The 26,779-nt window shown below is 65.8% G+C and carries 25 protein-coding genes and 1 tRNA gene; 12 read left to right on the top strand and 14 right to left on the bottom strand.

The features are described from left to right. The 3 genes from QGG57_05810 to QGG57_05820 form a co-directional block, all read right to left on the bottom strand. Nucleotides 1-76: transfer RNA gene (locus QGG57_05810), tRNA-Pro, on the bottom strand. A gap of 27 nt (nucleotides 77-103) precedes the next feature. Next, complete coding sequence (locus QGG57_05815; GenBank protein MDP7007682.1) at nucleotides 104-673, bottom strand: GNAT family N-acetyltransferase; 570 nt, start codon at nucleotides 671-673, stop codon at nucleotides 104-106. Between the two features lie 5 nt (nucleotides 674-678). After that, nucleotides 679-966, bottom strand: coding sequence for a PRC-barrel domain-containing protein (locus tag QGG57_05820; GenBank protein ID MDP7007683.1), 288 nt, complete (start codon nucleotides 964-966; stop codon nucleotides 679-681). A 75-nt stretch (nucleotides 967-1,041) separates the two neighbouring features. On the opposite strand from QGG57_05820, the gene QGG57_05825 reads away from it, so the two are divergent. Genes QGG57_05825 through QGG57_05835 form a run of 3 tightly spaced genes read left to right on the top strand, consistent with a single transcriptional unit; the run spans nucleotide 1,042 to nucleotide 3,646 of the window. Then, entirely contained in the window at nucleotides 1,042-1,233 is a 192-nt protein-coding gene (locus tag QGG57_05825) for a 30S ribosomal protein S17e (protein MDP7007684.1), read from the top strand. Next, on the top strand, nucleotides 1,230-2,528 hold the full coding sequence (locus QGG57_05830; GenBank protein ID MDP7007685.1) for a geranylgeranyl reductase family protein: 1,299 nt from the start codon (nucleotides 1,230-1,232) through the stop codon (nucleotides 2,526-2,528). Before QGG57_05825 ends, QGG57_05830 begins: the two co-directional genes overlap by 4 nt. Before the next feature lie 41 nt (nucleotides 2,529-2,569). Beyond that, a complete protein-coding gene (locus QGG57_05835; protein ID MDP7007686.1) occupies nucleotides 2,570-3,646 on the top strand; it encodes a hypothetical protein in 1,077 nt (358 codons plus the stop codon). 16 nt (nucleotides 3,647-3,662) lie between these two features. Here the strand turns inward: QGG57_05835 and QGG57_05840 are convergent, their stop codons facing one another. After that, nucleotides 3,663-4,811: an MFS transporter gene (locus QGG57_05840; GenBank protein ID MDP7007687.1), complete on the bottom strand. Its 1,149-nt coding sequence runs from the start codon at nucleotides 4,809-4,811 to the stop codon at nucleotides 3,663-3,665. After that, nucleotides 4,808-5,485 (bottom strand): glycosyltransferase family 2 protein, encoded by a 678-nt coding sequence (locus tag QGG57_05845; protein MDP7007688.1) that lies wholly within the window; start codon nucleotides 5,483-5,485, stop codon nucleotides 4,808-4,810. Before QGG57_05845 ends, QGG57_05840 begins: the two co-directional genes overlap by 4 nt. Nucleotides 5,486-5,534: 49 nt before the next feature. Here QGG57_05845 and QGG57_05850 point away from each other — a divergent pair, with 49 nt between their 5' ends. The 3 genes from QGG57_05850 to QGG57_05860 are packed head-to-tail and all read left to right on the top strand — an operon-like array spanning nucleotide 5,535 to nucleotide 7,492. Then, nucleotides 5,535-5,711, top strand: coding sequence for a hypothetical protein (locus QGG57_05850; GenBank protein ID MDP7007689.1), 177 nt, complete (start codon nucleotides 5,535-5,537; stop codon nucleotides 5,709-5,711). A gap of 24 nt (nucleotides 5,712-5,735) precedes the next feature. Further along, nucleotides 5,736-6,710 (top strand): ATP-binding cassette domain-containing protein, encoded by a 975-nt coding sequence (locus tag QGG57_05855; protein ID MDP7007690.1) that lies wholly within the window; start codon nucleotides 5,736-5,738, stop codon nucleotides 6,708-6,710. Then, nucleotides 6,707-7,492 carry an ABC transporter permease gene (locus QGG57_05860; GenBank protein ID MDP7007691.1) on the top strand — a complete coding sequence of 262 codons (786 nt, stop codon included), beginning with the start codon at nucleotides 6,707-6,709 and terminating at the stop codon, nucleotides 7,490-7,492. The genes QGG57_05855 and QGG57_05860 overlap by 4 nt, the downstream gene beginning before the upstream one ends. A gap of 33 nt (nucleotides 7,493-7,525) precedes the next feature. On the opposite strand, the gene QGG57_05865 is transcribed toward QGG57_05860, so the two are convergent. The 9 genes from QGG57_05865 to QGG57_05905 all read right to left on the bottom strand — a co-directional run bounded on the left by QGG57_05865 (nucleotide 7,526) and on the right by QGG57_05905 (nucleotide 18,653). Further along, on the bottom strand, nucleotides 7,526-8,326 hold the full coding sequence (locus QGG57_05865) for a dihydroorotate dehydrogenase electron transfer subunit (GenBank protein MDP7007692.1): 801 nt from the start codon (nucleotides 8,324-8,326) through the stop codon (nucleotides 7,526-7,528). Further along, nucleotides 8,323-9,243: a dihydroorotate dehydrogenase gene (locus QGG57_05870; protein MDP7007693.1), complete on the bottom strand. Its 921-nt coding sequence runs from the start codon at nucleotides 9,241-9,243 to the stop codon at nucleotides 8,323-8,325. Before QGG57_05870 ends, QGG57_05865 begins: the two co-directional genes overlap by 4 nt. Before the next feature lie 69 nt (nucleotides 9,244-9,312). Further along, nucleotides 9,313-12,546, bottom strand: coding sequence for a S8 family serine peptidase (locus QGG57_05875; GenBank protein ID MDP7007694.1), 3,234 nt, complete (start codon nucleotides 12,544-12,546; stop codon nucleotides 9,313-9,315). Between the two features lie 54 nt (nucleotides 12,547-12,600). Next, complete coding sequence (locus QGG57_05880) at nucleotides 12,601-15,327, bottom strand: clostripain-related cysteine peptidase (protein ID MDP7007695.1); 2,727 nt, start codon at nucleotides 15,325-15,327, stop codon at nucleotides 12,601-12,603. A 46-nt stretch (nucleotides 15,328-15,373) separates the two neighbouring features. Continuing rightward, the gene (locus tag QGG57_05885) at nucleotides 15,374-15,946 is read right to left on the bottom strand and encodes a hypothetical protein (protein ID MDP7007696.1); all 573 of its coding nucleotides are present in this window, start codon (nucleotides 15,944-15,946) and stop codon (nucleotides 15,374-15,376) included. A gap of 29 nt (nucleotides 15,947-15,975) precedes the next feature. Next, nucleotides 15,976-16,629 carry a uracil-DNA glycosylase gene (locus QGG57_05890; protein MDP7007697.1) on the bottom strand — a complete coding sequence of 218 codons (654 nt, stop codon included), beginning with the start codon at nucleotides 16,627-16,629 and terminating at the stop codon, nucleotides 15,976-15,978. Beyond that, nucleotides 16,629-17,300: a TIGR00266 family protein gene (locus QGG57_05895; GenBank protein ID MDP7007698.1), complete on the bottom strand. Its 672-nt coding sequence runs from the start codon at nucleotides 17,298-17,300 to the stop codon at nucleotides 16,629-16,631. The genes QGG57_05890 and QGG57_05895 overlap by 1 nt, the downstream gene beginning before the upstream one ends. Continuing rightward, nucleotides 17,300-17,998 carry a TIGR00266 family protein gene (locus QGG57_05900; GenBank protein MDP7007699.1) on the bottom strand — a complete coding sequence of 233 codons (699 nt, stop codon included), beginning with the start codon at nucleotides 17,996-17,998 and terminating at the stop codon, nucleotides 17,300-17,302. The genes QGG57_05895 and QGG57_05900 overlap by 1 nt, the downstream gene beginning before the upstream one ends. Nucleotide 17,999: 1 nt before the next feature. Next, nucleotides 18,000-18,653, bottom strand: a complete 654-nt coding sequence (locus tag QGG57_05905) for a TIGR00266 family protein (protein MDP7007700.1) — start codon at nucleotides 18,651-18,653, stop codon at nucleotides 18,000-18,002. 63 nt (nucleotides 18,654-18,716) lie between these two features. On the opposite strand from QGG57_05905, the gene QGG57_05910 reads away from it, so the two are divergent. The 6 genes from QGG57_05910 to QGG57_05935 are packed head-to-tail and all read left to right on the top strand — an operon-like array spanning nucleotide 18,717 to nucleotide 26,776. After that, nucleotides 18,717-21,638 (top strand): CARDB domain-containing protein, encoded by a 2,922-nt coding sequence (locus QGG57_05910; protein ID MDP7007701.1) that lies wholly within the window; start codon nucleotides 18,717-18,719, stop codon nucleotides 21,636-21,638. Continuing rightward, nucleotides 21,638-22,417: an ATP/GTP-binding protein gene (locus QGG57_05915; protein ID MDP7007702.1), complete on the top strand. Its 780-nt coding sequence runs from the start codon at nucleotides 21,638-21,640 to the stop codon at nucleotides 22,415-22,417. Before QGG57_05910 ends, QGG57_05915 begins: the two co-directional genes overlap by 1 nt. A 29-nt stretch (nucleotides 22,418-22,446) precedes the next feature. Then, on the top strand, nucleotides 22,447-23,199 hold the full coding sequence (locus tag QGG57_05920) for an enoyl-CoA hydratase-related protein (protein MDP7007703.1): 753 nt from the start codon (nucleotides 22,447-22,449) through the stop codon (nucleotides 23,197-23,199). Beyond that, complete coding sequence (locus QGG57_05925) at nucleotides 23,200-24,672, top strand: acetyl-CoA carboxylase biotin carboxylase subunit (protein MDP7007704.1); 1,473 nt, start codon at nucleotides 23,200-23,202, stop codon at nucleotides 24,670-24,672. Further along, nucleotides 24,672-25,160: a DUF2118 domain-containing protein gene (locus QGG57_05930; GenBank protein MDP7007705.1), complete on the top strand. Its 489-nt coding sequence runs from the start codon at nucleotides 24,672-24,674 to the stop codon at nucleotides 25,158-25,160. The genes QGG57_05925 and QGG57_05930 overlap by 1 nt, the downstream gene beginning before the upstream one ends. Then, nucleotides 25,160-26,776, top strand: coding sequence for a carboxyl transferase domain-containing protein (locus QGG57_05935; GenBank protein ID MDP7007706.1), 1,617 nt, complete (start codon nucleotides 25,160-25,162; stop codon nucleotides 26,774-26,776). Before QGG57_05930 ends, QGG57_05935 begins: the two co-directional genes overlap by 1 nt. Nucleotides 26,777-26,779 lie beyond the last annotated feature (3 nt).

The raw sequence follows: 26,779 nt of genomic DNA on the forward strand, positions 1-26,779 counted from the left end.
TGGTGGGCCCGCCTGGATTTGAACCAGAGTCAATGGCTCCCAAAGCCACAAGGATGCCAAGCTACCCCACGGGCCCGCCGGCTTCGCGAGCGGGTGTAGTAAATCAATGTGTTGGCCGCTCGAGCAGGTAGTGCGGCACGCGCTGCGGGCCGCACGCCCCGGTCTCCGCCAGCCGCATCCCGACGTAGGCGAAGCCGAGCCGCCGCAGCACCGCTTGCGAGGGGCGGTTGCCGGGGAGCGTGCTGGCGCTGACGCGCTCGAGCTTCAGCTCGCGGAAGCCCCACGCCAGCAGTGCGGACGCCGCCTCGGTCGCGTAGCCCTTGCCCCAGCGCGCGCGCGCGACCCAGTAGCCGAGCGTCGCCTCGCGGGGCTGCTGCCGTTCGGCGGGCGCGGACGGGGCGGCGAGCACGGGTTGCTCCCCCGGCGCGGCTGACTGTGTCAGCCGCACACCGCCGATGAGCGCGTCGGAGTCGCGCAGCGCGATGATGCCTTCCCATCCGGCCCCAGGCGCCGCGGTGCGCTGCATGAACTCGCGCGCGTCTGCGAGCGTGTAGGGCCGCGGTAAATTGCAGAGCCAGTCGCTGACCGCCGGCGGGGCGATGGCGGCCGCCAGTGGCTTCAGGTCCTCTTCGCGACAGGAGCGCAGCCGCAGCCGCTCGGTGAGCAGCTCCATTGGCGCTACTCCTCGAATTCCATTTCCGCGTCGGCGACCTCGGCGGTCTCGCCGAACTCGAGCGGTTCGGGGAAGTGGCGCAGCACGACCACGTCGTCGAGGTCCTGCACCCAGCGGTAGGGTACGATGATGCTGGCGCCGTCCGGGACCAGCCGCGGCTCGGTGCCGGTGACGTAGAGGCTGTCGATGCGGCGCGAGGTCGTATCGAGCCGCACGTCATGGACTGTGCCGAGGTGAGCACCGCGGCGGGTGTAGACCGACAACCCGATAATGCGTGAAGCCTCGTGGAGCATGGCCGTCGATTGCAGGCGGGCTTAAGGCGTTTCGTTCCGCAGCGTATTTATATAGGGCGCGGGTGCCGCGGCTGCATGGGTCAGGTCAGGCCGACTTACATCAAGCGCATCGCCATCGAACTGGTGAAGAACCACGGCGACCGCTTTACCGATGACTTCGACCACAACAAGCTGCAGGTCGCCGAGCTGACCGACGTCAGCTCCATCTCCATGCGCAACCGTATCTCCGGCTACGTTACCCGCTATCGCAAGCAGGAACAGGCGTGACCAGGTACGACGTCGTCGTCGAAGGGGCAGGACCGGCAGGCGCTACGGCGGCATACTACCTCGCAAAACAGGGGCGCTCGGTGGCGCTGGTCGACCGCGCCAAGTTCCCGCGCGAGAAGGCGTGCGGCGGCGGCCTCTGCGTGCATATCGAGGAGTTCGACCACATCGTTGAGAACTGGGACGATTTCCTCGAGAGCAAGTGCACGCGCGGTATCGTCTACGGGCCGGACGGCCTCGCCGTCGATTACACGCAGGAAACGCCGTTTTTCTACAACATCCGCCGCTTCACTTTCGACAACAAGCTGGTCGAATACGCGGTTGGGGCGGGCGCGACGCTGATGGAGGGTATTGCGGTGAAGGATTTCCAGGTCGAGCCCGACAAGGTCGTCACCGAACTGCGCGACGGCAGCAAGCTCGAGAGCGAAGTCATCATCGGCGCTGGTGGCGCGTTCGACATGGTCGCACGCCGCATCCGCGCCGACGAGGGGCTGCCGATGAAGTGGGCCGACGAGGATATCGCGACCGCGCTCTATTTCGAAATCGAGGTCGGCCGCGAATACATGGACGCAGTTTACGGCCCCGAGCGCATCTCGATGGCGCACATCAAGTACAACGGGCTTGACGGCTACGGCTGGTCATTCTCGAAGGATACGGTGCTGAATGTCGGCATCGGCTGCCCTCGCTCAACCATCCGCCGCGCGAAGGCGGAGAACCCGGAGTGGGACGAGCGGCAGTACCTGCTCGACTACGTCGCGACGCTCAAGGAGCAGGGGTGGTTCCCGCGCAACCTCGAAGTCAGCCGCGACATGCTCGCCGGCTCCAACATCCCGGTCGGCATGGGGCTGCAGCCGAGCGCCGGCGACCGGATGATAGTCATCGGCGACGCCGGCGGTTTCGTGTCGCCGCTCTCGGGCGAGGGGCTCTACTACGCGCTCGACTCGGGGCGATTGGCTGCGGAGACGCTGGAGAGGCTGTTCGAGAGCGATAAATTCTCCAAGGTGGAGCTGATGGAGTACCACCGCGCGTGGCGCAACAAGTGGGGCGACGACCTGGAGTGGCTCAAGGTGGCGTGGCACCTGCTGATGTTCATGCCTTCCTCGCTCATCCGCTACGCTGCTCTCGACGAGGAGACCAAGATGTTCTTCACCCACATGTTCGTCGGCTCGATGCCGGCCTACCAAATCAAGAACAGGGTGCTGGCGCTGATTGCAGAGGGTGTGCTGAAGCAGGATGTCCTGCCGCTCCTGCAGCGGCGTGAGGTCCTGGTGCCCGAGGTCAGGTCGCCCGCAGCCTGAAGTCGAAACCTATAAGAACAGTAGTCCGGGGTCGCTACGCGATGTCAGCTGACGAATCCTGGGATGAAGACTGGGACGATGATTACGAGGAGACCATATTCGGTATGCCGGTGCGCACCTTCCGGATTAGCGTGGCAGCCGTCCTCGCGGTACTGCTGCTGCTGGTCGCCTCGCTGGTCTCGACCAGTTTCGGCCTCTACAGCGGCGTCGGCTCGGTGACCATCGCCGCCAACTACGATGGCTTCGGTCCGCTCGACGAGGAACTCAAGTTCAAGGTCTACCTGACTTCGCCCACCCTTGGCCGCCTTGCGACCGACTCAGGCAGCTACGCGGTGAGCTACGACCACGAGGTACGCGCGCACGGCAGCTTCAGCTACTCCAAAGCGGGAATTGGTACCGTGACCATCCCGGTCACTGACTTCTTCGTCGCCAACGGTGAATACACTATCACCGTCAGCGCCGGCGACGCGAGCGATTCCGTGAGCATGGATATCTCGCGCAACGCCGACTACGCGATTGGAATCGTCAATTTCTTCGGTGGTACCTTTGACGACTCGCGCTATACCGAGTCGTTCGCAAGCGACCCGCAGGTAACGCTCAGTTTCACCGATTCGGCCGGACCCGGAGGCGAGCTGGTGTTCCCGGTCGCCAACGGTTACTTCGATATTTTCTACTTCGAGAACTCGGACTACAACAACAAGGACAGCTGCGACGGCGACTGCGACGACAACTACGAGGCTAACAAATGGAACGGCTGCTACTGGAATAGCGCCGTCAGCGGTTGTTCCCCCTCCGGCGGCCGCTCCTCATCCGACTGGAACGACGAGGACAACCTCGTCCAGCGCATTTTCTTCAATATCTCTGGCGACACCTACTCCTGGAACCTCAAGGACGAGGGCGTCCAGTACGGCAATAGCATAGACTACACCATCCCGCTCGACAAGGAAACTCTCCGCCAGCACGAGCAGGTTGACTTCACCGTCGTAATCCACTTTACCAATACTTTCGCCGATGCCAACTGCGGCAACATCGAGAACACCGACTGCGACCGCGAACTCGACCGCGTCGAGAAGGATGGCCGCTCCGACTGGGAGTGGTTCGCGCTCGAAGGCAAGTAGGCGCAGTGCTACGGAATTAGCGTTGCTTCCAGGCCCACGCTGACGGCAGCACCGCCAGCGCGCAGAGCGCCGCCATCACCTGCGGTGCCTCCCACTGCACCGCCAGCACCAGCAGCGGCGCGCCGAACGAGAGTCCGAAACGCAGCGCGAAGGTGAAGCCGTAGAGCACGGCGCGCCCTTCAGTATCAGTCAGCTCCGCCAGCCGGGTGTTCAGCGCCGGCTGGCTGCCGTAGGTGAACGCGCCGAAAACCGCCATCCCTGCCGCCGCGAGCCAGAGCCCGCCCGGCAGCGCCCCCGTCAGGCCACCCGCCAGCAGCGTCGCGCCGGCGAGCACCCCCAACGCGGCGACGAAAATCACCACGCCGGCGCCATACCGTTCGATGGCGCGGCCGGCCGCCAGCGTGCCGGGGATACCGGTGACGGTCGCGACCGCAATCAGCAAGGCGACCGTCGGCGCGGCGCCTTGCGGGGTCACCTCCAGCGCAGCCAGGAAATCCTCGACCTCGAGCGGCGTGATGACCATCACCGACCGGAACGCGAAGCCGTTCAGCGTCGAAGCGGATTGCAGCGCGATGACCGGCAGCGTCAGCAGTGCCAGCAGCGCGCTGCGCCCCCGCACGGCGGAAACCGCGGGCGCCGGCACCGTGCCGAGCCCGAGCAGCAGTGTCGCTACCGCTCCTGCGGCGAAAATCCAGAGCACGCCCTGTGGGCCGATCCACGGCCACGCCCACGCGGCGGCGAGCAACGGGCCGGCAACCTGCCCGATGTTGCCACCGACGCCGTTGCGCGCCAGCGCGCGGCCGGTGCCGTCGGGGTAAGCCTCGGCCAGCACTGCCATCCCGGCCGGGTGGTAGGCGGCCAGCCCGGCGCCGCAGATGACCAGCGCGGGGCCGGTTTGCGCGGGCGACGCGGCCGCCAGCACAAGGCCGGCGGCCGCGAGCGCCAGCCCGCCCGTCATGGTCTCGCCGGGGCGCTGCGCCGCGAGCCAGCCGGCGGGGAAGGCGCCGAAGCCGTACGCCATCCCGCCCAGCGCGAACCAGCGCACCAGTTCCACGCGCGTCCAGCCGTCGGTCGCCACCAGTCCCAGAATGAGTACGGGAATGCCGAGCAGCACGGCGTGTGTGTAGCCGTGGTTGACGGCGAGATACCAGTCGAGACGCTTCACCGGAAGTCCGCCATCTTGGTCAGCAGGAACCAGAGATTGCGGATGCCGTCTTCCATGGTATTCAGCTTGACGTCACCAATCCGCGCGCGGTATTCGACCGGGATTTCAAGCACATTCAGCCCGCGCCGGAAGGTCTCGATTTTTATCTCTTCCGAGAGCGGCATCCCGTCGCTGGTGAGCTGGATTTCTTTTAATATCTGTCGTCTGAAAATCCACATGCCGGATTGCGAGTCGTGGATGTGGATTCCGTGCAGGATATTGGTCGCCTGCGTGAGCGACCAGTTGCCCACTTTGTGGGTCATCGACATTGCGTTGGAGTCCATCATCGAGAGCCGGTTGCAGGTGATGAAGTCCAGCCCGCGGTTGAGCAGCAGCGCCAGCACGTGCGGGATGACTTCGGCCGGGTAGGTAGTGTCGCCGTCGAGTGTCGCGATGAACTCGCCCGTCGCGGCGGCGAAGCCCGTTTTGTAGGCGCGACCGTAGCCCTTGCGCGGCTCGTTGATTACGCGCGCGCCGCGCTTCTCCGCCTCGGCCGCGGTGGCGTCGGTCGAGTTCCCGTCCACGACGATGATATCCACTTCCAGCCAGTTCAGGTCGCGGGGAATGGCGTCGATGGTGGGACCGATGGATTCGCCCTCGTTTAGCGTCGGGATGACGACAGTCAGCGTCCGCATCGGCCGGCGGATGGCGCCCCCGTTTTAAGGGCGTCCACGCTCGAGCGGTGTGAACCCGTTCCTGCGCAAGTTGATGGCGGCACTGTCGCTCTTCGTCGGGCTGATGACGATGCTGGTGTGGTACCACTGGGCCGACAGCACGTTTGGACACCTCGCAATTGGATTGGTGTTGACCATTGGTGGGGTAGCGCTGGCGGTGCAGGCGCTGCACGACTCCGCGCCTTAAATCCCCGTGTCGGGTGGCGCGCCGATGGGAGCGATTGAGACCCACGGGCTGACGAAGCGCTTTGGCGAGCTGGTCGCGGTCGACAACCTCGACCTCGATGTAGCCGAAGGGGAAATTTTCGGCCTGCTCGGCCCCAACGGCGCCGGCAAGACCACTACTATCTCGATGCTGGCGACGCTGCTTGGCCTCGATGGTGGCAGCGCCTCGGTAGCGGGCTATGACGTCGTGCAGCAGCCGGCGAAAGTGCGCGAGCAGATTGGCATCGTGTTCCAGGACCCGTCGAGCGACGACATCCTGACCGGCCACGAGAACCTCTACCTGCACGGGCTGATGTATGGCGTCCCGCGCGCAGTCATCCCGGGCCGCATCGAGGAGGCGCTGGAGCTGGTGCAGCTCAAGGGGCGCGAGCACGACCTCGTGCGCACCTACTCGGGCGGGATGCGCCGCCGCCTCGAGCTGGCACGGGGTCTGCTGCACCACCCCCGCATCCTGTTCCTCGATGAGCCGACCCTCGGGCTGGACCCGCAGACGCGACAGCGCATCTGGGCGCACATCGAGTCGATTGTCGCCGAACGGAGTGTGACGATTATCCTGACGACGCACTACATGGAGGAGGCGGACCGGCTCTGCGACCGCCTCGCCATCATTGATTTCGGGAGCATCGTCGCGCTTGATTCCCCCACGGCATTGAAGGCGGTCGTCGGCGGGGACACGGTCCAGCTCGAGGTCGCTGATGCCGCGGCAGCCGTAGCGGCGCTGGAAGCGCTCGAGTGCGTCAGCCGCTGCGAGGTGCGCGACGGGCGGCTCGACGTCGCGGTGCAGGATGTGGCGCAGAACCTGCCCGCTATTTTTGCCGCGGCGGGCGACATCGCCAGCTTCAGCGTCCGCAACACCACGCTCGACGACGTCTTCCTGCACTACACCGGTCACGACATTCGCAACGAGGGTGCCGAAGGCGTCGCGAAGCACATGCATCGCGTGCGGAGCGTGAACCGATGAGCCAGCTCTCGGGGCTCTACGCCATCTGGCTGCGCGAAGTCAAGGTCTTCTTCCGCGAGTATTCGCGGCTAGTCGGGAGTGTACTGACACCACTATTATGGCTCGTCGTGGTCGGCAAGGGCATCGGCGCCTCCATCGTGGACGACGAGAGCTTTGGCGGGGTCGGTTACGATACCTTCATATTTCCCGGAATATTGTGCATGACAGTCCTGTTCCAGTCGGTATTCTACGGACTCTACATCGTCTGGGACCGGAAAATCGATTTCCTCAAAGAGGTGCTCGCGGCGCCGCTCCATCGCTCGACCATCTTCCTCGGCAAGGTGCTGGGCGGGGTCACCGACTCGATGGTGCAAGTCACGATAATCGTTGTTTTAGGATACTTCATCTTCCCCGAAGCGACCTACACCGTGCAGAGCCTCGCCATCGTCTATCTCTTCATGTTCCTGCTGGCGGTGACGATGACCTCCATCGGGCTGATTATCGGCTCGCGCATGGAGTCCCCTGAGGGGTTCTCGCTGGTCGTGAGCCTAGTCGTGTTCCCGATGTATTTCCTCAGCGGTGCGCTCTTCCTGAAGAAGAACCTGGTCAACGAGGCGCCCTACCTCTACTGGGCGACGGTCGCCAACCCGGTCAGCTACGCCGTCGACGCCATCCGCTACACGCTGCTCCCCGTCGAGGCGTTCAACGAGTTCGGGCTGGCGCTCGACCTCGCGGTGCTGGGCGGCTTCTGCGTCGCCCTGCTCGGCGTCGGCACGCTGGCGTTCCGCACCATGCGGCTCTGAAGCCACGTCCCCGCCAGGCGACCTCCCGCCCGCTCAGAGGCGGCGCACGACGCCGCCCGCCTCGTGGACGACTTTGCCGAACTCGACCGAGTCCGCAAGCTGCTCGCCGCTGAGCACAGGACCGTCCTGGCAGACGAGGTCGCGGTCAATCGTGCACACCCCGCACAGGCCGACACCGCACGCCATGTAGCGCTCGAGGCAGAGCTCGGCCGGGATGCCGCTCGCGAGCGCCCATTCCAAGGCCTTGACGAGCATCGGCTCGGGACCGCAGCTGTAGAGCATGTCGGGGCTGCGCCCCTCGAGCAGGTCAGTCACGAATCCCCGGTGGCCGGCCGAGCCGTCGTCGGTCGCGATTTCGACCCGGCCGGGGAATTCGTCGCGGTGGAAGATTTCAGCGGCGGTCGCGCCGCCCAGCAGCGTCAGCGGCTCGACACCGCTCGCGGCGAACGCCTGCGCCAGGAAGAGCAGCGGCGGCGCCCCGACGCCGCCCCCCATCAGCAGCGGGTGCCGCGCGTCGAGCGAGAAGCCGTGGCCGAGCGGCCCCGTGACGGCGAGGCTGTCGCCGGGCCGGCACGCCAGCAGCGCCTTCGTGGTCGGGCCGAGGTCCTTGACCGTCAGCCGCAGCCGCCCCGGCTCCCAGCCGGCGACCGACATCGGCACCGCGTCGCACACTTCGCGGCCGAAGCCGGCCGGTGGCTGGCGCAGCGCGACCATCACGAACTGCCCCGGCACCGGCTGCGCTTCCCACCCCACGCGTGGCGCCAGCCAGAGCGAGTGGCCGACACTGGTGCGATTGTCAATTTCCGTGATTTCGGCCGCGACGGGCCGCTTCACGGCAGCCACTCCAGGGCGTTGCCGCGGAATTGCTCGAGCGTGGCGTAGCCCTTGCTTTCCATCCAGTCGCCCAGCTCGGCGGCGATTTCGCCCAGCCGCTCCGGGTTTCCGCCCAGCGCGGTCCCGACCTGCACCGCCTGCGCGCCGCAGAGCAGGTATTTCGCCGCGTCGGCGCCACTGGTGATGCCGCCGATGCCGACGACCGGCGTCGCGTGCCCGCCGTCGCGCAGCGCGCGCACCGCCCTGAGGACGCAGCGCAGGCCGATGGGGAGCAGCGCCGGCCCCGAAAGGCCGCCGAAGGCGTTGCCGAGCACCGGCGCTTCCAGCTCGGTATCGATGTCGAGCGCCGGCATCGTGTTGATAGCGCTAATCGCAGCCGCGCCCGCTTCGGCGCAAGCGACGGCGATGGCGCCGATGTCGCTGACGTTAGGCGAGAGCTTGGCGATGACCGGCAAATGCGCAGCGGCGGCAGCGACCGCCGCCGCCGCTGCGTCGGGGTCCTGCGCGGTCAGCAGCCCCGTCCAGGCCGCCTGCGGGTGCGGGCAGCTCAGGTTGATTTCAGCCAGCTTCGCGCCCGCCCCGGCGACGCCCGCGGCCAGTTTGCCGAACTCCGCGGGCGTGTCGGCGACGAGGTTGGGGATAACCGGCACCGTGCCGCCGCGCAGGTCGAATTCGTCGAGGAATTCGGCCAGCCCGGGATTGGGCAGCCCCATTGCGTTCATCCAGGTCCCCGGCGCGACTTCCGCCACCGTCGGGCCGGCGTAGCCGGGGCGCGCTTCCAGCGAGATGGATTTGGTTACGAGCGCGCCAGCGCCGGAGTCGGCCATTCGCGCCAGTATGCCCGGCGTCGAGTCAAGGATTCCCGAGGCGAGCAGGACGGGATTGGCGAGTTCGAGCCCCGCCAGTTCCACACGCATTTCGACCACGCTGCTGCCTCCAGCGGCCAGTCGTGCCGGCCCCACTTAAAGGCCAGCTTTGCGAGTGGATTACTCGCGCAGGACGAACTGCGACTGGCAGTGGGGGCAGCCCAGCTGGACCGGCCGCTGCGGAGTCGCGACGCTGATTTGCCTCTGGCAGGCGGGGCACGCCAGCTCGAGCTGGCCGTCATCGAAATCATCGAAATAATCCTCATCCTCGCGCAGCCGGTTCCACGCCACCGCACCGCCCGCCAGCACAACCGTCGCGAGCAGCAGCAGCCCCAGCAGCCGTACCCAGCTGCCCCCGTCGTCCCCACCGCCACCCGTGCCAGTTACGGCGGGGCTGACGACGACGCTGACCGCCGCGGTCGCGACGCCCCCGCGCTCGTCGGTGACGGTGAGCGTGGCGGTGTAGGTTCCCGCCGTGTTGAAGATGGTCGTGAAGCTCGCCATCGATTGCTGGCTGAAGGGCGTCCCGCCCTCGTTGACGACGCTCCACGCATACGCCAGCTGCACGTCGTCCCCGTCGGGGTCGCTCGAGCCGACGGCCGAGAATGTGACTTCCTGCCCCGTCACGGCGGCGAGCTGGACCGCGGTCCAGCCACCGCCGGGCAGCATCGCCTGCGCGACCGCCAGCGGCTGCTCGTTCGGAGGCGGGACGACCGTGACTATCGCCTGGCGGGAGCTCTCGTCGGCGGTCGCGGTGAGCTGGATTGAGCCGGCGGTCGCGGGCGTCCAGCTGAACGCCACTTGCTCGCTATTGCTGGCGTCAATCTCGAGGTACTGTTCGCCGATGGCGCCGCTGAATTCCGCCAGCTGCACGGTGACGCTCCCGTCGGCTCCGCCATCGTTGGCGACCGTGACGGTCACGGTCGCCGCGACGCCCTGCGTCATCGGCTGGCTCGTCGAGATGGCTTCGACGCTGAAGAGCGGTCCAGCATCCTCAATCGCGAAATCGAATTCGGCCTCGTTGTTAGCGGTCGATGCCTCGGCCGGGTCAGCGCCCGAGAGCGTCACCGCCAGCCGGTGGTCGCCCGCCGTCGCTTCCCAGTCGGCCGAGAGCACCTCTTCGGCGCCGGCGTCCACCGCAAGGCCATCCCACGCCTCGAGCGCGCTGCCGTCCAGCTCGAGCGCCACATCCACCTCGCCATCGGTCTGGCCGAGATTGCGGACGACGAAGTTGATGGTGACTGTCACGCCTTCCTGTAGCGTGCCGTCGATTTCCAGCGCAGCGGCGGCGAAGTCCGGCTCATCGGGCGGCGGCGCGACGCTGACCGACAGCGACCGCTCGTCGTTACCCGAATTCTGGTCCTGCGGCTCGACGTTGACGATGCGTGCCGAAAGCGAGCGGTTGCCTTCGCTGGCGGTCCACTCGGCGGCGATTTCCATTTCGCCGCCGGCTGCCAGCGCGCTGCCGCTAACTGTCGCGAAGCGGCTGCTGCCTTCGTAGAAGCGCACCTCGAAGCTGTCGGCTGGCTCGTCGCCCTGGTTGCGCACCGTCACCGTCACCGTGACCGGTTCGTTGTGGACCGGCTCCGCCGGATCGGTCGCGAGCGCCGCCAGTGCCAGGTCGACGCCTTGCGGGGGTGGCGCGACGCTGACTTCCAGCTCGAGTTCGTTGTTGCCCCTGTTGCCATCCCCGTCGGCGGAGACCTTGGCGAGCAGCGTGTAATCGCCCTGTACCGGCTCCCAGTCGACACCCCAGTCGAACGTCGCGCCGGGGCCTAGCTCCGGCACCGTGGTTGAGCCAAGTTGCGTCGAGTCGGCGTGGAGCGTTAGCGTCGCTTCCTCGAGCATCGCGTCACCGCTGTTCTCGACGGTGGTGCTGACACGTACCGTGTCGCCTTCGGCCGGCGCGTCCGGCTCGGCCGCGAGCGCCGCAATGCTTCCGTCGGGCTGCGCGATGTTCACGAACTCCCACGCGTCGACGTAGCCCCATCCGGAGTAGTAGTTGTATTTCGAGCTGTTGTCCGGCTCGGAAGCAGCGCCCCACGGCTCAGAGAAATTGCGCATGCGCCACATCACCTCGTTCTGGCTGCTGCCCGGCTCCAGTCCGGGGTCGTCCTGCAACATCAGCGCCGCCAGCCCCGCTACGTGCGGGCACGCCATGGATGTGCCGTCCATGGTGGTGTAGCCATCAGTCGCAATTGTAAATGGCGCCGGCGCACCCGCCGCGGCGCGGATGCCGCTTCCGGGCGCGACGACGTCGGGCTTCATCTCATCCCAGCGGTCGTCGTCGCCGTCGCTCTGGCGCGGCCCGTAATTAGAGTAGCTTGCAACCGGGTCGCCGTCGCGGTCGACCGTGTCCTGGTCGTCGGTCGCGCCGACCGCGATAACCCAGTCGCCCGCTGCCGGTGCGGGGACTACGTTGTCGCCGTCGTTACCCATCGCCGCCACTGCTACGATACCAGCCGCGACCGCGGCGTTGGCCGCTTGCGAAACCGAGTCAGAACCGTCGCTGCCGCCGCTGGTTCCGACCGACATCGACATCACCTGGATGCCGGCGGTGCCGGAGCCCCAGTCTTCGTCGGCGTGGTCGGCGCACCACTCGATGCCTTGCAGCACATTGCCGCCCGCGCCGAGGTCGGTCATCACCTTGACGTCGACCAGCCGTGCCTCGGGTGCGACTCCCATGTAGTCCGGCTCACCGTCGCTATCGTCGTCGGTTTCGCCGCCGGTCCCCAGCGCGGTCGAGGCGGTGTGTGTCCCGTGGCCGTTACGGTCGTCGGGGTCGCCGCCGCTGTCCTCCTCGGTCGTGTAGGCGTTGCAGCCGCCGACGCAGTCCACTCCCGCAATGAACCGCCCTTCGAAAGTTTCGTGCTCATTGTCGACGCCAGTGTCGAGGATGGCGATATTGACGCCTGCGCCCTGCAACCCGCGGTCCCACGCAACGTCATCGTAGGTCGACGAGTCGCGCGCCTTGACCGCAGGCACCGAGGTGCTGAGCAGCGGGTAGTAGATGGCCTGCCACTCGACCAGCTTGAGGCTCGGTAACGCCGTCAGCCAGCCCAGCTTGTGCGCCGGGACGTCGTCGAGCTGCCAGACCGGCAGGTAGTGCGACTCGTAGCTGGATGCCAGCCCCAGCGCGCCGAGCGCCCGGCGCTGTTCAGAGCCGGGCGCCACGTCGAAGACGAGGAATATGTCGACAGCCTCGCCTCGCGCCACCAGCGGTGCCAGCCGGTCATCGAGTCCGTCGCCGTCGCCGTCGAAATAGTTCGGGGTGAACTCGGGCGCTGCGGGCGCCGGCAGCGCCGGCGCCCCCGACATGAGCAGCAGCATCGCGACTACGACATAGCGGAGCACGGCCGGGACGGGGTCGCGCGCGTAAATAAAAGTGCGGGGGCGCCGCCGCCTGCGTTACAGCAGCTGCCGTCGCGCAACCGCCCATGCCACGATACCGCCCCCCGCCAGGCCGAGCAGCAGCGGCAGCCCCCAGCCGGGTTCGTCGCCGACGCGCAGCGTAAAGGTGAGGTTCACCTGCACCCCCGGCTGCTCCACGCTGCTGGCGCTGAAGCTGACGCTGTAGCTGCCGTCGGCCCCAGCGACCCCGAGTAGCCGTACCTCGCGCGTCTCGAACGATGCCAGCTGCATGTAGCTCTCCGAGAGGTGCAGTGCAAGGCCTTCCGGCAGCGCCTTCGTCAGCACCACTGTTTCGGGGCCGTTGCCCGCGTTGGTGACGAAAAGCGACCAGCCGCCGCCCTCGCGCTCGGACGCCGAAAGGCGCAGCCCGTGATACTGCGGCACGTTCACCGCAAAGCTCGCGTTGCCGGCCGGGAAGCCGTTGCGGTCAACCAGCGAGACGCCCACCTCGTGCGGGCCGGCGACGCTCTCGAGCGCGGGGGTGATGCGGATGCGGGTGGTTTCGCCACCGGAGAAGGAGAGATACGAAATGTCGTATTCTCCCCCGCCCGGCCATTCTATAATGTTGGATGACAGGTTATGTCTCCGGACATACCACTCGGTAAGGGTAGTGTAAACTGCCATTTGCTCCGCTTCCCATCCCATCGGCAGGTTCAGGAACACTTCACCAGAATCATACGACTGCGGCTTGGAACCAGTTGTGCTCAAGTTAACCTCGAGCCCGCTGAATCCCCCGTCCTCAAAGCTGGATGGGACCAGGGTCTCGACCTGAATTTCATAGTCATGCGCTTCAACCGGGAAAAATGTGAAATCAAGGCTGGCGGAGTTGTCGGCCGGGTTTTCGTCGCCTGATTCGGACTGCACCGTCAGCGAAGCGTGGTAGGGGCCGGTGTAATCCTCAAGCGTCTGGTTGTAATCAGTTGTGGAATCGTAGTCCTGCCATGAAGAGACGACTTTGACCATAACCAGTCCATGGAAACTGAACTGATTCTGATAAGCTATTAAGATAATTCTTTCATCTGGCAAAATATTGCCGGCCTCAAACAGGTTCGGCTGGCCGTTGTTATCGAACACCAGGGTTACGTTCTCGGCTACAGTTGACCCCTGGTTGTAGATTGTAGCATCAAACGATACATCGTCACCGACCTGCTGGTGTTGTGGCGAGCCGAATAATTTACCCGGGAAATTTGTGAAATACTCCACCACGAGGTCCGGCAGTTGCAGGTCCACCACCAGGCCCTCCGCGATGAGGTGGTCCTGCAGCCAGCCGTCGCCGTCGTAGAGCAGCGCATCGAGCCGGTAGCTGCCGGAGCGCGCCGGGCGCAGCGTGACGGCGGGGAGCGTGCCGCCGCCGCCTCCGCTGAGCGCGTGTTCCTTGTGCGCGACGATGTTGCCGTCGCCGTCCTGCAGGAACAGCTCCAGCCGGGCGGCATCGCCAGCGTAGCTGCCGCTGAGCGTGATGTTGGCGCCGTCGGCGCTCGCGTTGGCGGCGAGCGACGCGTGTGGTTGCGGCAGCTCGGAGTTGAGCGCGTCGATGAAGGCGCGCCAGCCGCCGCCCTCCGCGGCGGCTGCGAGGTCGAAGTAGCGCGACGACGGGGTCGAGGCGGGGTAGTAAATCGTGAGACCGTACGCGTCGCTGACGTCGCGGCGGCCCGGCATCGTCCAGTGGTCCTCGACGACGGTGGCGTTCGCCTGCGCCTGCCGCACGCGGTCGCCCGCCAGCCGCACCGCCGGCGACGGCGTCCACTCGGCGGTGCGCAGCGTCAGGTCGTACAGGTCGCGGTAGTAGCTGTTCTCGAACACCTGCGCATTGGCGCGGGCGTCGTTCACCTCGTCGCGGTAGAGCGTCTGCACCGCGCGCAGCTCGTGGCCGAAGTCGGAGATGGCGGTGTTGAGCGGCTCAAGCTGCGCGGTGTCGATGACCGAGGCGGTGACCGAGTAGCCGCTCGGGATCGAGCCGTTACGGTAGCTCTCGACGTAGGTGTAGACCACTACCTCGAGCATCTCTTCGCGGCTCGTCTCCGCGCCGAGCAGCGGCAGCAGGTGGTTGTAGGTCCACCCCTCCTGCGGCTCGTACGCCTCGGAGCCGTGGATGTAGGCGGCGTGCTCGCGCAACTCGTACGCAATCTCGAACATCCCCATCAGGCAGGCGTCGAAGCCAACCAGCGTCAGCGGCCCGTGGCCGGTCGCGCTGCGGTATTCCGCGAGCGCCCCCTCGATTTCTGGCACCGTCAGGTAGCTTCCGCCGTCCTCGGCGACGCGCTTGAAGCCGTTGCCGTGGTTCCAGATGACCAGGATGCGCTCCTGCGCCGGGTATTCCGTCGTCGCCCACGCCAGGAAATCGCGCAGCGTGGCGGGGTCGCCCATGTCCAGCTCGTCGCCCCAGCCGCTGCTGATGTCGGCCAGCGGCGTCTCCTCGAGGCCGTTGCGCAGCACGCGGTAGGCGCGGCTGTCGCTGTCGCCCGACTGGTCGACCAGCGCGACCACCTCGCGGCCGCCGTTCGAGCCGGCCGCCTGCATCTCGAACAGGTCGTCGGCCGCCTCCTCGGAGAGCGAATTGTCGCCCGCCATGTAGACGTAGAAGCCCCACTTCGGCAGCGGCTCCCCGGCGCCCGCCGTGCCCAGCAGCGAGCCCCCGAGCGGCAGCGTGGGGCCGGGCAGCGCGACTGGCGGCGCGAGCAGCAGCAGCGCCAACAACAATGTAACAAGCCGCCCCGGGGACATCAGCCTGCCTGCCCCATGAGCGATATAAAGGTCAGCCGGATGCGCTTCAGTCGCGGGCGGCGTCGCCCGCGGGCGACGCCGCCTCGCCCTCGGCCGGAGCCGAGAGCGCGACCCAGAGCGGGAGCCCGACGAGGGTGAAGGTGACGATGCTCGAGAGCAGGTGGTAGAGCATGAACGGCAGCCCCAGTGTGTAGACCGCCAGCAGGTTGCCCGGCGTGTGCGCCCACCAGAGCCAGAAGACGCCGAAATTGGTCCAGCCGTCGTAGACCGCCGCGAAGACGACCCCCGCGCCGGCGAAGCGCATCGCCAGCCCGGGCGAGAGCCGCCCGCCAATCTGCGGGCGCCAGCGGCGCGACGCGAGCGCGACGAGCAGGAAGCCGGAATAGGTGAAGGCGATGATGGGCGAGCCCCAGAGATAGCCGAGCCACCAGTCGCTCAGGAGCATCATCCCCATCGTCACCGCGACCGCCCACGCGAAGGGCAGCAGCATTGCCGCCAGGAAGGTGGCGACCATCACGGTCTCGACGTTGGGGTGCGCGTGCAGCGCAATCCGCCCCCCCGCGCCGAGCAGCAACAGCACCCCGGCGGTGAGCGGCAGCGGCAGCCGGCTCTGTTCCATCGCCGGGCGCAGGCCGGGCGCTATTAATATCAATCGCGGAGCGATGACAGTACGGCGGAGAATTGCTCTTCCGACAAGCGCCGCGTGTTCAGGTTGTAGCGGCTGGGGTGGTAGCTGTCGACCAGTTCCCACCCGACGCCGGGCAGCGCGTGGCGCGCGCCATGCCCGAAGGCGAAATCGACCTGCCGGCCGCCGACGGTCGCGATGACCTGCCGGTGCGCTACGCCCCCCAGCGCCAGCACGGTATCGAGCCGCGGCAGCAGCGCCAGCTCGCGCTCGAGGAATGGCCGGCAGCGCTTCAGTTCGTCGCCGGTCGGCTTGTTCTGTGGCGGCGCGCAGCGCAGCGCGTTGGCGATGCGCACGCCGTCCAGCGCGAGCGGGTCGTCCCGCGAGCGCGATTCCGGCCCGCTGCTCCACCCCTGCTCCCACAGTGCGCGAAAGAGCAGGTCGCCAGCGTAGTCGCCGGTGAACGGCCGCCCGGTGCGCCCGGCGCCGTGGGTGCCAGGCGCCAGCCCGACGATGAGCAGCCACGCGTTGCGGCCGCCAAACGACGGCACCGGCCGGCACCAGTAGTCGTCGCGCCCGAAGCCGGGCTTGCGGCCGCGCTCGCGGACGTCAGCACCGTAGGCGACGAGTCGCGGGCAGAGGCGGCAGCCGATGATGTCGTCCGCCAGCGCCCCCATTACTGGTTATCGCTCTTGACCGGCCGGAACGGGTGAACCCAGCTGGCGAGCGTGCGCGGGCTGCGCGTCTGCACCCACAGCTTGCCGCGGCCCTGATAACGACTGACGAGCTGGTCGCCGAACAGGAACGCGCCGATGGAGCGGCCGGTGCGGCCGATACTGTAGTCGAGCGACGACTGCCACGCGACCGCGTAGCCGCTGTCAACGGTGTAGTTGCCGTTGACCGCCACTTCCTGGATGTCGCCGTAGGAGTTGAAGAAGAGCAGCCCCGTTCCCGTGACCTGTAGCGCGAGGAGCCCTTCGGCGAAAACGCCGGTAAAGCCTTCGAAGCTCACCGAGGTCTCGATGTCGCCGCTGTGCCCGAGATACGCGCCGCGCTCCATGATGAGCGTCTCGTCGTTCATCTCGTACGGCACGATGTCGCCCGGGACGCCCGGCGCCAGCGCAATCTTTCCCGCGGCACCTTCGGCGTAATAGGTGTTCTGGAAGAAGCTCTCGCCGCTAACCATGCGGCCCAGTCCCTTCAGCAGCCCGCCGCGCGCTTGCGTGCGCACCCGGATGGAGTCGTCCATCCACGCCATCGCGCCCGCCTCGGCGACCAGCTCCTCGCCCGGCGACAGCTCGATTTCGGCCGCGGCGTAGCCCGGTCCGCAAATCAGGCGGTGGCGCATCAGTTATCCCTCGGGGGCAGCAGTGGCCCCAGCGCGCTGCCGAGCCGGTCGCGGTCGTGCGACTGCACCAGCACGCGGCCGTTGCCGCGGAACTTCAGCACCAGCCCCTCCCCGGAAAGGGCAGAGGCAATCCAGCCGCCCGCCTTGCCGATGTCGTACTCGAGTCCCTCGGTAAAAGCGACGATGTGGCCGTTATCAATCGTGATTCCGCCGCGCACCTCGACTTCCGAGATGCGGCCGTAGGCGCTGACCAGCAGTTCGCCCTGCCCCGCGGCGCGGACGTAGACCAGTCCCTCACCCGAGAACATCCCTTTCTTCAAGCCCTGATATTGCGTGTCCAGCTCGACTCCGCTCGACGCGCCGAGGAACGAGCCGCCGGCGCAAATCCACGTTTCGGCACCGACTTTCAGCGACGAAACTTCGCCTTGCAGTGTCGGCGCAAGGCCGACTTCGCCCGGTGCGTTATCCTTGACGCGGTAGGTCGAGAGGAAGAACGACTCGCCCGCGAACATCGCCTTGGCGCCCTCCTTGAGCGCGCCCCAGAGGCCGCCGCCCTCGCGCTTGCGCGACTTGATTTCAATGTCCATATTGCCCGAGGCGCGATACATCGCCCCCGCTTCGGAGACGAACTCCTCGCCCGGCTGTAGCGTCACCAGCGCCGAGCCGAATGCTCCTCGGTTTGCGACGGTTACGTCCATTTCAGAGCCTCGGGGTGAGCCAGCCCGCCAGCCCCGGCAGCGTGCGCGTCTGGACCCACACCTTGCCGTTGCCCTGGAACTTGATGACCAGCCCCTCGCCCGACAGGAAGGTTGATTTCAGGTTCCCCATCCCGCCGATGCTGTATTGCAGCGACGGCTCGAAGGCGACCAGATGGCCGGTATCAACCGTAAACTTTCCCGTGACCGATTGCTCGATGACGCCGCCGTAGGCGTTGTAGAACAGCTCCCCCGTGCCGGAAACCTCAATCAGGAAGGCGCCCTCGCCCGAGAAGAGCGCGCGCAGCCCACCGAACTTCGCCTTGACGCTCAGTCCGGGGGTGCAGGCGAGGAACGCGCCGGCGGTCAGGAAGACGCTGTCGCCGTTCATCTGGCGGTGCGTCACCGTTCCGGGCAGCCGTGGTGCAATCGCGACGGTGCCGCCGTCGGGGTGCGTGAAGCGGCCGACGAAGAATGATTCGCCGCCGAACAGCTTGCGGATGATGGCGCCGAAGAACGAGCCGAGCCGCTTTGACTGCGCCTCCATGTGCGACGACATGCGTGACATCGCCCCCGGCTCCGCCAGCAGCTCCTCGCCCGGCCCAAGCTCGACGATAACCTCACCGTAATCGGGGTTGCCCTCAATCTCAAATCGCATGCGCCCGCCACTTGAGGGGCCGATATAAGACCGTCGTGAACACTCTTATTAAGCAGCAGCAACGTGCGCGCGAAGGGAGATTACATGGAATCCAACAATGGAAACAAACTCGCTTCGTTCCTTCTTGCAGGAGCGCTACTGCTTTCGGGACTGCTAGTTTTCCCAACCGCTGCAGGAAATCCGGGACCAGACCTCTGGCTCAGTGATTTCTACGAGCCTGCTGGAAGTCCACCTCCACGCGCTGACACGCTCTATGAGGTCTACTTGGCGTGGGAGAACAGTGGCGACGCCGACGCTAATGGTGTACGAATCGGTATCGACGACGAGGATGGCAACCAGATGGCCATCTCGGACTACATTAACATGGGTGCCGGTGAGACCGGCTCGCTGACGTTGAACATCACCTTTGACAGCGTGGGGGAGACTATGCCTGTCGCGATTGTAGACTACGACGAGACCGTCAGTGAGGACGACGAGGACAACAACGAGTACGAGGGCTGGTTCAACGTCGAGCCGAAAATAGGCATTGCCGACGTCTGGGCCGATTTGGATATTGAGGACACCGAGGCTCAGGCAGGCCAGCAGATGCTGCTCCGCTTCAGCATCGGCAACTCCGGCAACGTCAGCACCGCTACGCCGGTAACACTTGGTCTCTTCTTCGAGGAGGCAGGCGATGAACCGCAGAACTGGATTGACCCCACTCCACTGCACTACGACTACATCCAGCCCCCACCCCCGGGTGAGGAAGGAGGTGAGATGATGGAGTTTGAGTGGCAGGTTCCCCAGGACACCGATGATGGATGGTATGAGTTCACTGTAATTGCCGATTACTACGAAAACAACACTGAGGACAACAATATCTCCAATAACCGGGACACCCACGAAATCTGTATCGGTGACTGCACCTTGCCCGACCTGACTTGGTACGAGGCGGCTCAGGAATCTATAACTCTAAGTCCTCCTGAGGCGATAGCGGGTGAAGTGGTAACCGTTATCTATGCCCTGGCCAACATCGGCGAGGGTGCCGCGGGACCACCAGCTATCGTAATCAACCTTGAGGTGGAAAAGTGCCCGTGTGATGGCAGCGGCTGGCAGCAGGTTAACACGACTGGCGACCTGCGTGTGACGATTGGCGCCGGCCAGACCTTTAGTTCCGAGGAAGAGCTGGGGCTGAACTGGTCGATTCCCGAAGATGGCCCGGGCGACTGGGACCTGCGCATCGTGATTGACCCTGACAACAATCTTGAAGAGGCTCGCGAGGACAACAACAACCTTACCTGGTATGATGCCCATGAGGACTACCTTGAGGTAATCGAGCGCAAGCCGGACCTACGGGTCGCAGGTGTCTCGACTCCTGGTCAGGCATACGCAGGTGATACCATCGACCTCGACCTCCATATCCAGCAGAGCGAACTGGGAAACAAGATGGCGACCGACACCAACGTGCGGCTGCGCATCACCGACCCCGAGCTGCAGGAATACGGCCCCTACACCCTCGGACCGCTTGATGTCGGAACCTTCCCGGACATAATTTTCTTCACCTTCGAGTGGGATATTCCGCTCAACTGCGGCGGTAGCGCCTGTATCGGTGACTACACGCTGGAGGTCATGGTCGACCCCGGCAACGAGATTGATGAGTGGGACGAGACTAACAACCTGCGCAACGACCTCTCGATTAATGTGAAGGAAATGCTCCCTGACCTGATTGTCAGCGACGTGGTAATCACGCCGGTCGACGAGGACGGCAGCGCCGCGGTCGGCGTCGCCAGCACCATCACCGCTGTCGTCAGCAACATTGGGCTGCGCGACATGAGTCCGGGCGAAGGGGCTGACTTCGAGGTTACCTTCAGTACTGCGGCTCCGTCCTATTCCGTGATTGGCACGACCGCGGTTGGAATTGCTCTGGCGATTGGCGAGTCAGCCAACGTCTCGATTGGCTACATCTTCACTGACCTCGGCACCTACAAAGTAGTGGCCGAAGCTGACGCGGCTGACGACATCAACGAGATGGACGAGAGCAACAACGAGGCGTACGATATCCTCCCGGCCGTGACGAGCATCGACGGCTGGGTGCAGAATGTCACGACTACCGATGGCCTTTCGGGCAAGAATCATCCTCTCAGCTTCGAGATTGGTTTCAACAACCTCCCGGCTTCGGGCTGGCAATACCTCTTCTTCCGCGTGACCGTGGAGGGAACCGGTGGCTGGGGCGACGTTCTCCAGCTCGAGGCTGGTGAGAATTTCCTTGTTTCACCCGAGAAACCAAGCGGGGAACCGAGCGACTGGCGACCAGAAAACTGGTCCAGCGCTATATTCATGCCCAACACAGCCTACGTCAACCTGACCGCGGCGAATCCCAACGCGAACATCACGGTCAACTGGGTGCCCGACAAGGACCGTAGCGACAATTACACAATCACGATCAAGGTTTTTGCCATGATCGATACCGATGAGGACAACAACGCCGCGACGACCACTGCCAACATCGAGAAACTGACGACCGACCTGCTCATCGAGAAGATGTCGGTCAAGGATACCGCCAGCTCGGTGCAGATAATCGTCGACGTACTGTTCGTTGAGGGCGAGCAGTCGACCCTCTGGGACGTCGAAGTCTCGCTCAAGGTGTATGACTGGGATGACTACGCTGCCGACAGCGACGCCGCGGTACCGCGCGAGAATCTCGGAACCAAGACTATCAACGGTGGGCTGTCGCGTGGCAGCAGCTGGTCGCTCACTTTCACCTGGGCGCGCGAGAAGGGCGAGTTCATCTTCGTCGCCGAGGTTGACCCCAACAACAAGGTGCGCGAAATCAACGAGGTTAACAACGTCTACGCCTCCGATGTGGAGGAGTTCGGCGATGTCAGCACCGGCGGCACCGACAATGGTGGCGAGGACGATGGCGGCCTCTTCGGCATTCCATCTATCTCGGGAATAGCGGCGCTTTCGCTGCTCGGCACGGTAGCCCTCCTGCGTCGTCGTCGCTAATGGCGCACACGGCGCTGCTCTTCTTCGTCGGTCCGGCTGGGGCGGGGAAGTCGACGCTAGTCGCGACGCTCAAGGAGTGGCTCACGCTGCAGCGCTTCGACCCCATCGCGCTGAACCTCGACCCGGGTGCCGAGACGATTCCCTACGCGCCCGATATCGACGTGCGCGAGCGGCTGACGCTGCGCGACGTGATGACCGAATACGGCCTCGGTCCCAACGGGGCGCAGGTGGTCTGCGCCGACCTGCTGGCGGTCGAGCTGGAGTGGCTGCAGAAGGAGGTCGAGGCGCTCAACTGCGACTACGTCATGGTCGATTCCCCGGGGCAGACCGAGTTGTTCCTCTACCGCGAGGCGCCGCGCGTTTTCGTCGATGGCCTCTCGTCGCGCACTGGGCTGGTGATGCTCTTCGACCCGTTGCTGTCGCGAACACCGGCCGGTTTCGTGACGCAGCTGCTGCTTGCAGCAGCTGCGCACCTGCGCTTCCCGGTGCCGATGTTCCCCGTCCTGACCAAGTCGGACCTGCTCGAGCCCGAGGAAGTGGACCGCATCCTCGGCTGGGCTTCCGACCTCGAGATGCTGCGCGGCGATATGCCTCCCGGGGAGGGGATGGATGCCATCCTCTCGGGCGAGCTGCTGCGGGTGCTGCAGACGCTGGCGCTCGAGAGCCAGCTTGTGGCGGTCTCGGCGCGCGAGGGTGAAGGGATGGACGAACTCTATTCACTCGTGCAGAGTGCCTTCGCCGGCGGCGACGACCTTGAGGCGCACGTCGACGCGCACTAGCATTAAATCCCGCGACCTCTCGCCGCCAGATGGCTGCCGCGCCGGAGGTCCGTATCGAGTCACGCGACGATGTCCTGCGGCTGGTCCTCAATCGCCCGCAGAAGGGCAATGCGCTGACCCCCGAGATGATGGGCGCGCTGACCGCCGCTTTCGCTGGCGCCGCCGAACATGTCGGCCTGCGCGCGGTCACGCTCGCGGGTGCTGGAAAGCAGTTCTGCACCGGTGCTGACCTGGGCTGGATGGCGTCGCCGCCGACGGTCGAGCAGGGCGAGGCGCTAGCCGAGCTGTTTCGCACCATCGCCGAGTGCCCGTTGCCGACGCTAGCGCTGGTGCAGGGCGGCTGCTACGGCGGCGCGATGGGGCTGGTGGCGGCGTGCGACTTCGTGCTCGCCGGCCCCGAGGCCGAGTTCGGTTTCACCGAGGTGCTCGTCGGCCTCGCGCCGGCAGTGATTTCACCATGGGCGATACAGCGGATGGGGGTGGCTCGCACGCGCGAGCTGTTCCTGACTGGCGAGCGTTTCGATGCACTGCGGGCACTCGAGTTGGGGTTGCTCACGGACGTGGCTAGTAACCTGGAGGCAGTGGCTGACGCGCTGCTCAAGGAGCTGCGCGCGGGCGGGCCGCAAGCGCAGCGTGCCATCAAGGAAATGCTGCTGACACGCGATGAAACAATTGAGGAGCGCAACGCCCGGTTGGCGCGCGTCATTACAGCGCTCCGTGATTCTGACGAGGCGCAGGAAGGCGTCGCTGCCTTCCTCGAGAAACGGAAGCCGGAGTGGTAGATGCGGCGGGTACTGGTCGCGAACCGGGGCGAGATTGCGTGCCGGGTTATCCGCGGCTGCCGCGAACTTGGCCTCGCGACGGTCGCCGTCTATTCAGAGCCAGACGCGAACGCGCCGCACGTGCGGCTGGCCGACGAAGCGGTCGCCCTCGGGCCGGCAGCGCCAGCCGAGAGCTACCTCAACGCGAAGAAAATCATCGCGGCGGCGCGCGCCAGCCGCGCCGACGCCATCCATCCCGGCTACGGCTTCCTCTCCGAGAACGGCGACTTCGCCGCCGCGGTCGAGGAAGCGGGGCTGGTCTTCATCGGCCCCAGCGCGGAGACGATTCGCCAGATGGGCGACAAGTCGGCCGCCAAATTGCTGATGCAGGACGCGGGCGTCCCGGTCATCCCGGGTCACGACGGGATTGTCGGGGATAACTTTGCAACGGTTGCCGAAAAAATCGGGTTCCCGCTGCTAGTAAAGGCGGCCGCCGGTGGCGGCGGGAAAGGCATGCGCGTCGTCGAGGACGCGGACGGCCTCGAAGCGGCCGTCGAGGCGGCGCGGCACGAGGCTGAGGCGGCTTTCGGCGACGGCCGACTTCTCCTCGAGCGATATATAAATCGGTCACGCCACATCGAAGTCCAGATTCTGGCTGATAACAAGGGCCATACGGTGCACCTCGGCGAGCGCGAATGCTCGCTCCAGCGGCGGCACCAGAAAGTAATCGAGGAGGCGCCGTCGCCCGCGCTGACGCCCGAGCTGCGCGAGCAGATGGGCGCAGTAGCCGTCGCCGCCGCAAAAGCGGTCGGCTACCGCAACGCCGGCACGGTCGAGTTTCTGTTCCAGGACGGCGAATTCTGGTTCCTCGAGATGAACACGCGGCTGCAAGTCGAGCATGGTGTCACCGAACTTGCCTATGGCGTCGACCTCGTCAAGTGGCAGCTGCGGATTGCCGCTGGCGAGCCGCTAACGCTGCGGCAGGAGGACATTGCGCCGCGCGGCCACGCTATCGAGTGCCGTGTCTATGCCGAGGACCCGGCGCGCAACTTCCTGCCGTCACCCGGCCGTATTCGGCGGCTACGCGAACCGACGGGGCCGGGAATCCGGGTCGATTCCGGCATTGTCGAGGGGCAGGAAATCGGCACCGACTACGACCCGCTGCTCGCCAAGCTGCTGGCGCACGACGCCACGCGTGAAGATGCGCTCGACCGTATGACGCAGGCCCTGCGCGATTACGTAATCCTCGGGCCGACGACCAACATCGCGCACCTTGAGGCGCTGCTGCGCCACGACGCGTTCCGCGCGGGGGAGCTGGACACGCACTTCATCGATACTCACTTTAGTGAATGGGTGCCCGCAGCGCCATCGCTGGAGGCGCTCGTCGTGGCGGGAGCAACTCGTGGTGGCAGCGGCCAGCCGTCGACAACGGCTGTCGGCCGTGACCCGTGGTCACCGTGGGGCGGCCAGTCGGGCTGGCGGCAGGGGGTGTGATGTCGCAAACCTTCCGCTGCGGCGACTCGCAGTACGCGGTTGCGCTGCGGCAGCGCGGCGACGAGTTCGCGGGCGAGGTGGACGGAGAACCGGTCGAGGGGCATCTCGAGCAGCTTGAGGAGGGGCTCTACGAGGTTGACGCCGGCGCGGGGGTGGTGCGGGTGCACGTCGTGCGCGACGGCCGTCGCACTTGGGTCCACTGCCAGGGGCAGGCGTGGGAGCTCGAGCACATCGCCGCCGCGCGAAACGCTGAGGCAGAGGCGGCGAGTGACCTGTTGCTCTCGCCGATTACCGGCAAGCTGGTTGAGCTGCGCGTCTCCGCAGGCGATTCGGTTACGCAGGGCGACACGCTCGCCGTGCTGGAAGCGATGAAGATGGAGCACCGGCTGCGCGCGCCGCGCGGCGGCACGGTGGCGCAAGTGACTGCGACCGCCCCGGGCGGACAGGTTCGCGAGCGCGAGCTGGTAATTGAGCTGGAGGCTGCTTGATGGAGCCGCTCGCGAGCAATATTGATACCGCCGATTCTGGTTACCTGACCAATGTCGAGCAGAATCGCGCGCTGGTGACAGAGCTGAAAGAGCGATTGGCGCAGGCGCGGGGCGGCGGTTCAGCGAAGGCAGTCAAGCGCCACCGCGCGCGCGGCAAGTTCACTGCCCGCGAGCGGATTGACGTGCTTCTCGACCGCGGCGCGCCGTTTCTCGAATTCTCGCCACTGGCGTCTGATGGAATCTACGATGATGACGTGCGGTCGGCCGGCATCGTTACCGGCATCGGCGTCGTCCATGGGCGCGAGGTAATGGTTATCGCCAACGACGCGACGGTCAAGGGTGGTAGTTACCTCCCGCTGACGGTCAAGAAGCATTTGCGCGCACAGGAAGTGGCTGCCGAGAACCGACTGCCCTGCATCTACCTTGTCGATAGTGGTGGCGCGTTTCTGCCGGAACAGGACGAAGTTTTCCCCGACCGCGAGCACTTCGGCCGCATATTCTACAACCAGGCGCAGATGTCGGCCGCCGGAATCGCGCAGGTCGCTGTCGTGCTCGGCAGCTGTACCGCTGGCGGCGCATATGTCCCGGCGATGAGTGACGAGACAGTTATCGTTCGTGAACAGGGCACTATCTTTCTGGCGGGGCCGCCGCTGGTGAAAGCCGCCACCGGCGAGGACGTGACGGCGGAAGAGCTGGGCGGGGCGGAGGTGCACTGCCGCGAGAGCGGCGTCAGCGACCACATCGCGCAGGACGACCAGCACGCGCTCGAAATCACGCGCTCTATCCTGGAAAATTTGAACCGCTCCCCGAAGGCGAAGCTGGAGGTGACCCCGCCCGAGGAGCCGTTGCACGACCCTGCCGAGATTTATGGAATACTGCCAAGCGACCCGCGGCAGCCGTTCGACGTGCGTGAAATCATCGCGCGCATGGTCGATGGCTCGCGCTTCCACGAGTTCAAGCCACTCTACGGGCCGACGCTCGTCACCGGTTTCGGCCGGCTGATGGGCTACCCTGTCGGGATTCTCGCCAACAACGGCGTGCTCTTTTCCGAGTCAGCACTGAAGGGCACACACTTCATCGAGATGTGCTGTCAGCGCGGAATTCCGCTGCTCTTTCTGCAAAACGTCACCGGTTTCATGGTCGGCAAGGAATACGAGGCCGGCGGCATCGCCAAGGATGGCGCCAAGATGGTGATGGCAGTCTCCAACGCTGCCGTTCCGAAGTTTACGGTCATCATTGGCGGCTCGTTCGGTGCAGGCAACTACGGCATGTGCGGCCGCGCCTACGGGCCGCGCCAGCTCTGGATGTGGCCCAGCGCGCGCATCTCGGTGATGGGCGGCGAGCAGGCCGCGACCGTGATGGGCATCGTCCACGAGGCGCGGGCGAAACGGAAGGGCGAGGCGGTGGACGAGGCCGGGCTCGAGGCCATGAAGGCGACGGTGCGCGAGCGCTACGCGTCCATGTCCTCGTCCTTCTACGCCACCGCCCGGCTCTGGGACGACGGCCTGATCGACCCCAGGGACTCGCGCCGCGTCCTCGGCCTCTGCCTCAACCTCCTCGACGAGGCCGGCCGCCGCCAGCTCCACCCCAACACCTTCGGCGTGGCGCGGTTCTAAGGC

It is taken from the genome of Candidatus Poseidoniia archaeon, assembly GCA_030748895.1.
Lineage (GTDB): Archaea > Thermoplasmatota > Poseidoniia > MGIII > CG-Epi1 > UBA8886.

What these genes read in the sequence shown, in the direction of transcription:
- QGG57_05915 (MDP7007702.1), top strand. Translation starts at nt 21,638, where the DNA reads ATGGCGCACACGGCGCTGCTCTTCTTCGTCGGTCCGGCTGGGGCGGGG.
- QGG57_05845 (MDP7007688.1), bottom strand. Translation starts at nt 5,485, where the DNA reads ATGCGGACGCTGACTGTCGTCATCCCGACGCTAAACGAGGGCGAATCC.
- QGG57_05880 (MDP7007695.1), bottom strand. Translation starts at nt 15,327, where the DNA reads ATGTCCCCGGGGCGGCTTGTTACATTGTTGTTGGCGCTGCTGCTGCTC.
- QGG57_05935 (MDP7007706.1), top strand. Translation starts at nt 25,160, where the DNA reads ATGGAGCCGCTCGCGAGCAATATTGATACCGCCGATTCTGGTTACCTG.
- QGG57_05905 (MDP7007700.1), bottom strand. Translation starts at nt 18,653, where the DNA reads ATGCGATTTGAGATTGAGGGCAACCCCGATTACGGTGAGGTTATCGTC.
- QGG57_05885 (MDP7007696.1), bottom strand. Translation starts at nt 15,946, where the DNA reads ATGGAACAGAGCCGGCTGCCGCTGCCGCTCACCGCCGGGGTGCTGTTG.
- QGG57_05925 (MDP7007704.1), top strand. Translation starts at nt 23,200, where the DNA reads ATGCGGCGGGTACTGGTCGCGAACCGGGGCGAGATTGCGTGCCGGGTT.
- QGG57_05900 (MDP7007699.1), bottom strand. Translation starts at nt 17,998, where the DNA reads ATGGACGTAACCGTCGCAAACCGAGGAGCATTCGGCTCGGCGCTGGTG.
- QGG57_05860 (MDP7007691.1), top strand. Translation starts at nt 6,707, where the DNA reads ATGAGCCAGCTCTCGGGGCTCTACGCCATCTGGCTGCGCGAAGTCAAG.
- QGG57_05895 (MDP7007698.1), bottom strand. Translation starts at nt 17,300, where the DNA reads ATGCGCCACCGCCTGATTTGCGGACCGGGCTACGCCGCGGCCGAAATC.
- QGG57_05825 (MDP7007684.1), top strand. Translation starts at nt 1,042, where the DNA reads ATGGGTCAGGTCAGGCCGACTTACATCAAGCGCATCGCCATCGAACTG.
- QGG57_05930 (MDP7007705.1), top strand. Translation starts at nt 24,672, where the DNA reads ATGTCGCAAACCTTCCGCTGCGGCGACTCGCAGTACGCGGTTGCGCTG.
- QGG57_05920 (MDP7007703.1), top strand. Translation starts at nt 22,447, where the DNA reads ATGGCTGCCGCGCCGGAGGTCCGTATCGAGTCACGCGACGATGTCCTG.
- QGG57_05820 (MDP7007683.1), bottom strand. Translation starts at nt 966, where the DNA reads ATGCTCCACGAGGCTTCACGCATTATCGGGTTGTCGGTCTACACCCGC.
- QGG57_05835 (MDP7007686.1), top strand. Translation starts at nt 2,570, where the DNA reads ATGTCAGCTGACGAATCCTGGGATGAAGACTGGGACGATGATTACGAG.
- QGG57_05890 (MDP7007697.1), bottom strand. Translation starts at nt 16,629, where the DNA reads ATGGGGGCGCTGGCGGACGACATCATCGGCTGCCGCCTCTGCCCGCGA.
- QGG57_05815 (MDP7007682.1), bottom strand. Translation starts at nt 673, where the DNA reads ATGGAGCTGCTCACCGAGCGGCTGCGGCTGCGCTCCTGTCGCGAAGAG.
- QGG57_05870 (MDP7007693.1), bottom strand. Translation starts at nt 9,243, where the DNA reads ATGCGTGTGGAACTGGCGGGGCTCGAACTCGCCAATCCCGTCCTGCTC.
- QGG57_05855 (MDP7007690.1), top strand. Translation starts at nt 5,736, where the DNA reads ATGGGAGCGATTGAGACCCACGGGCTGACGAAGCGCTTTGGCGAGCTG.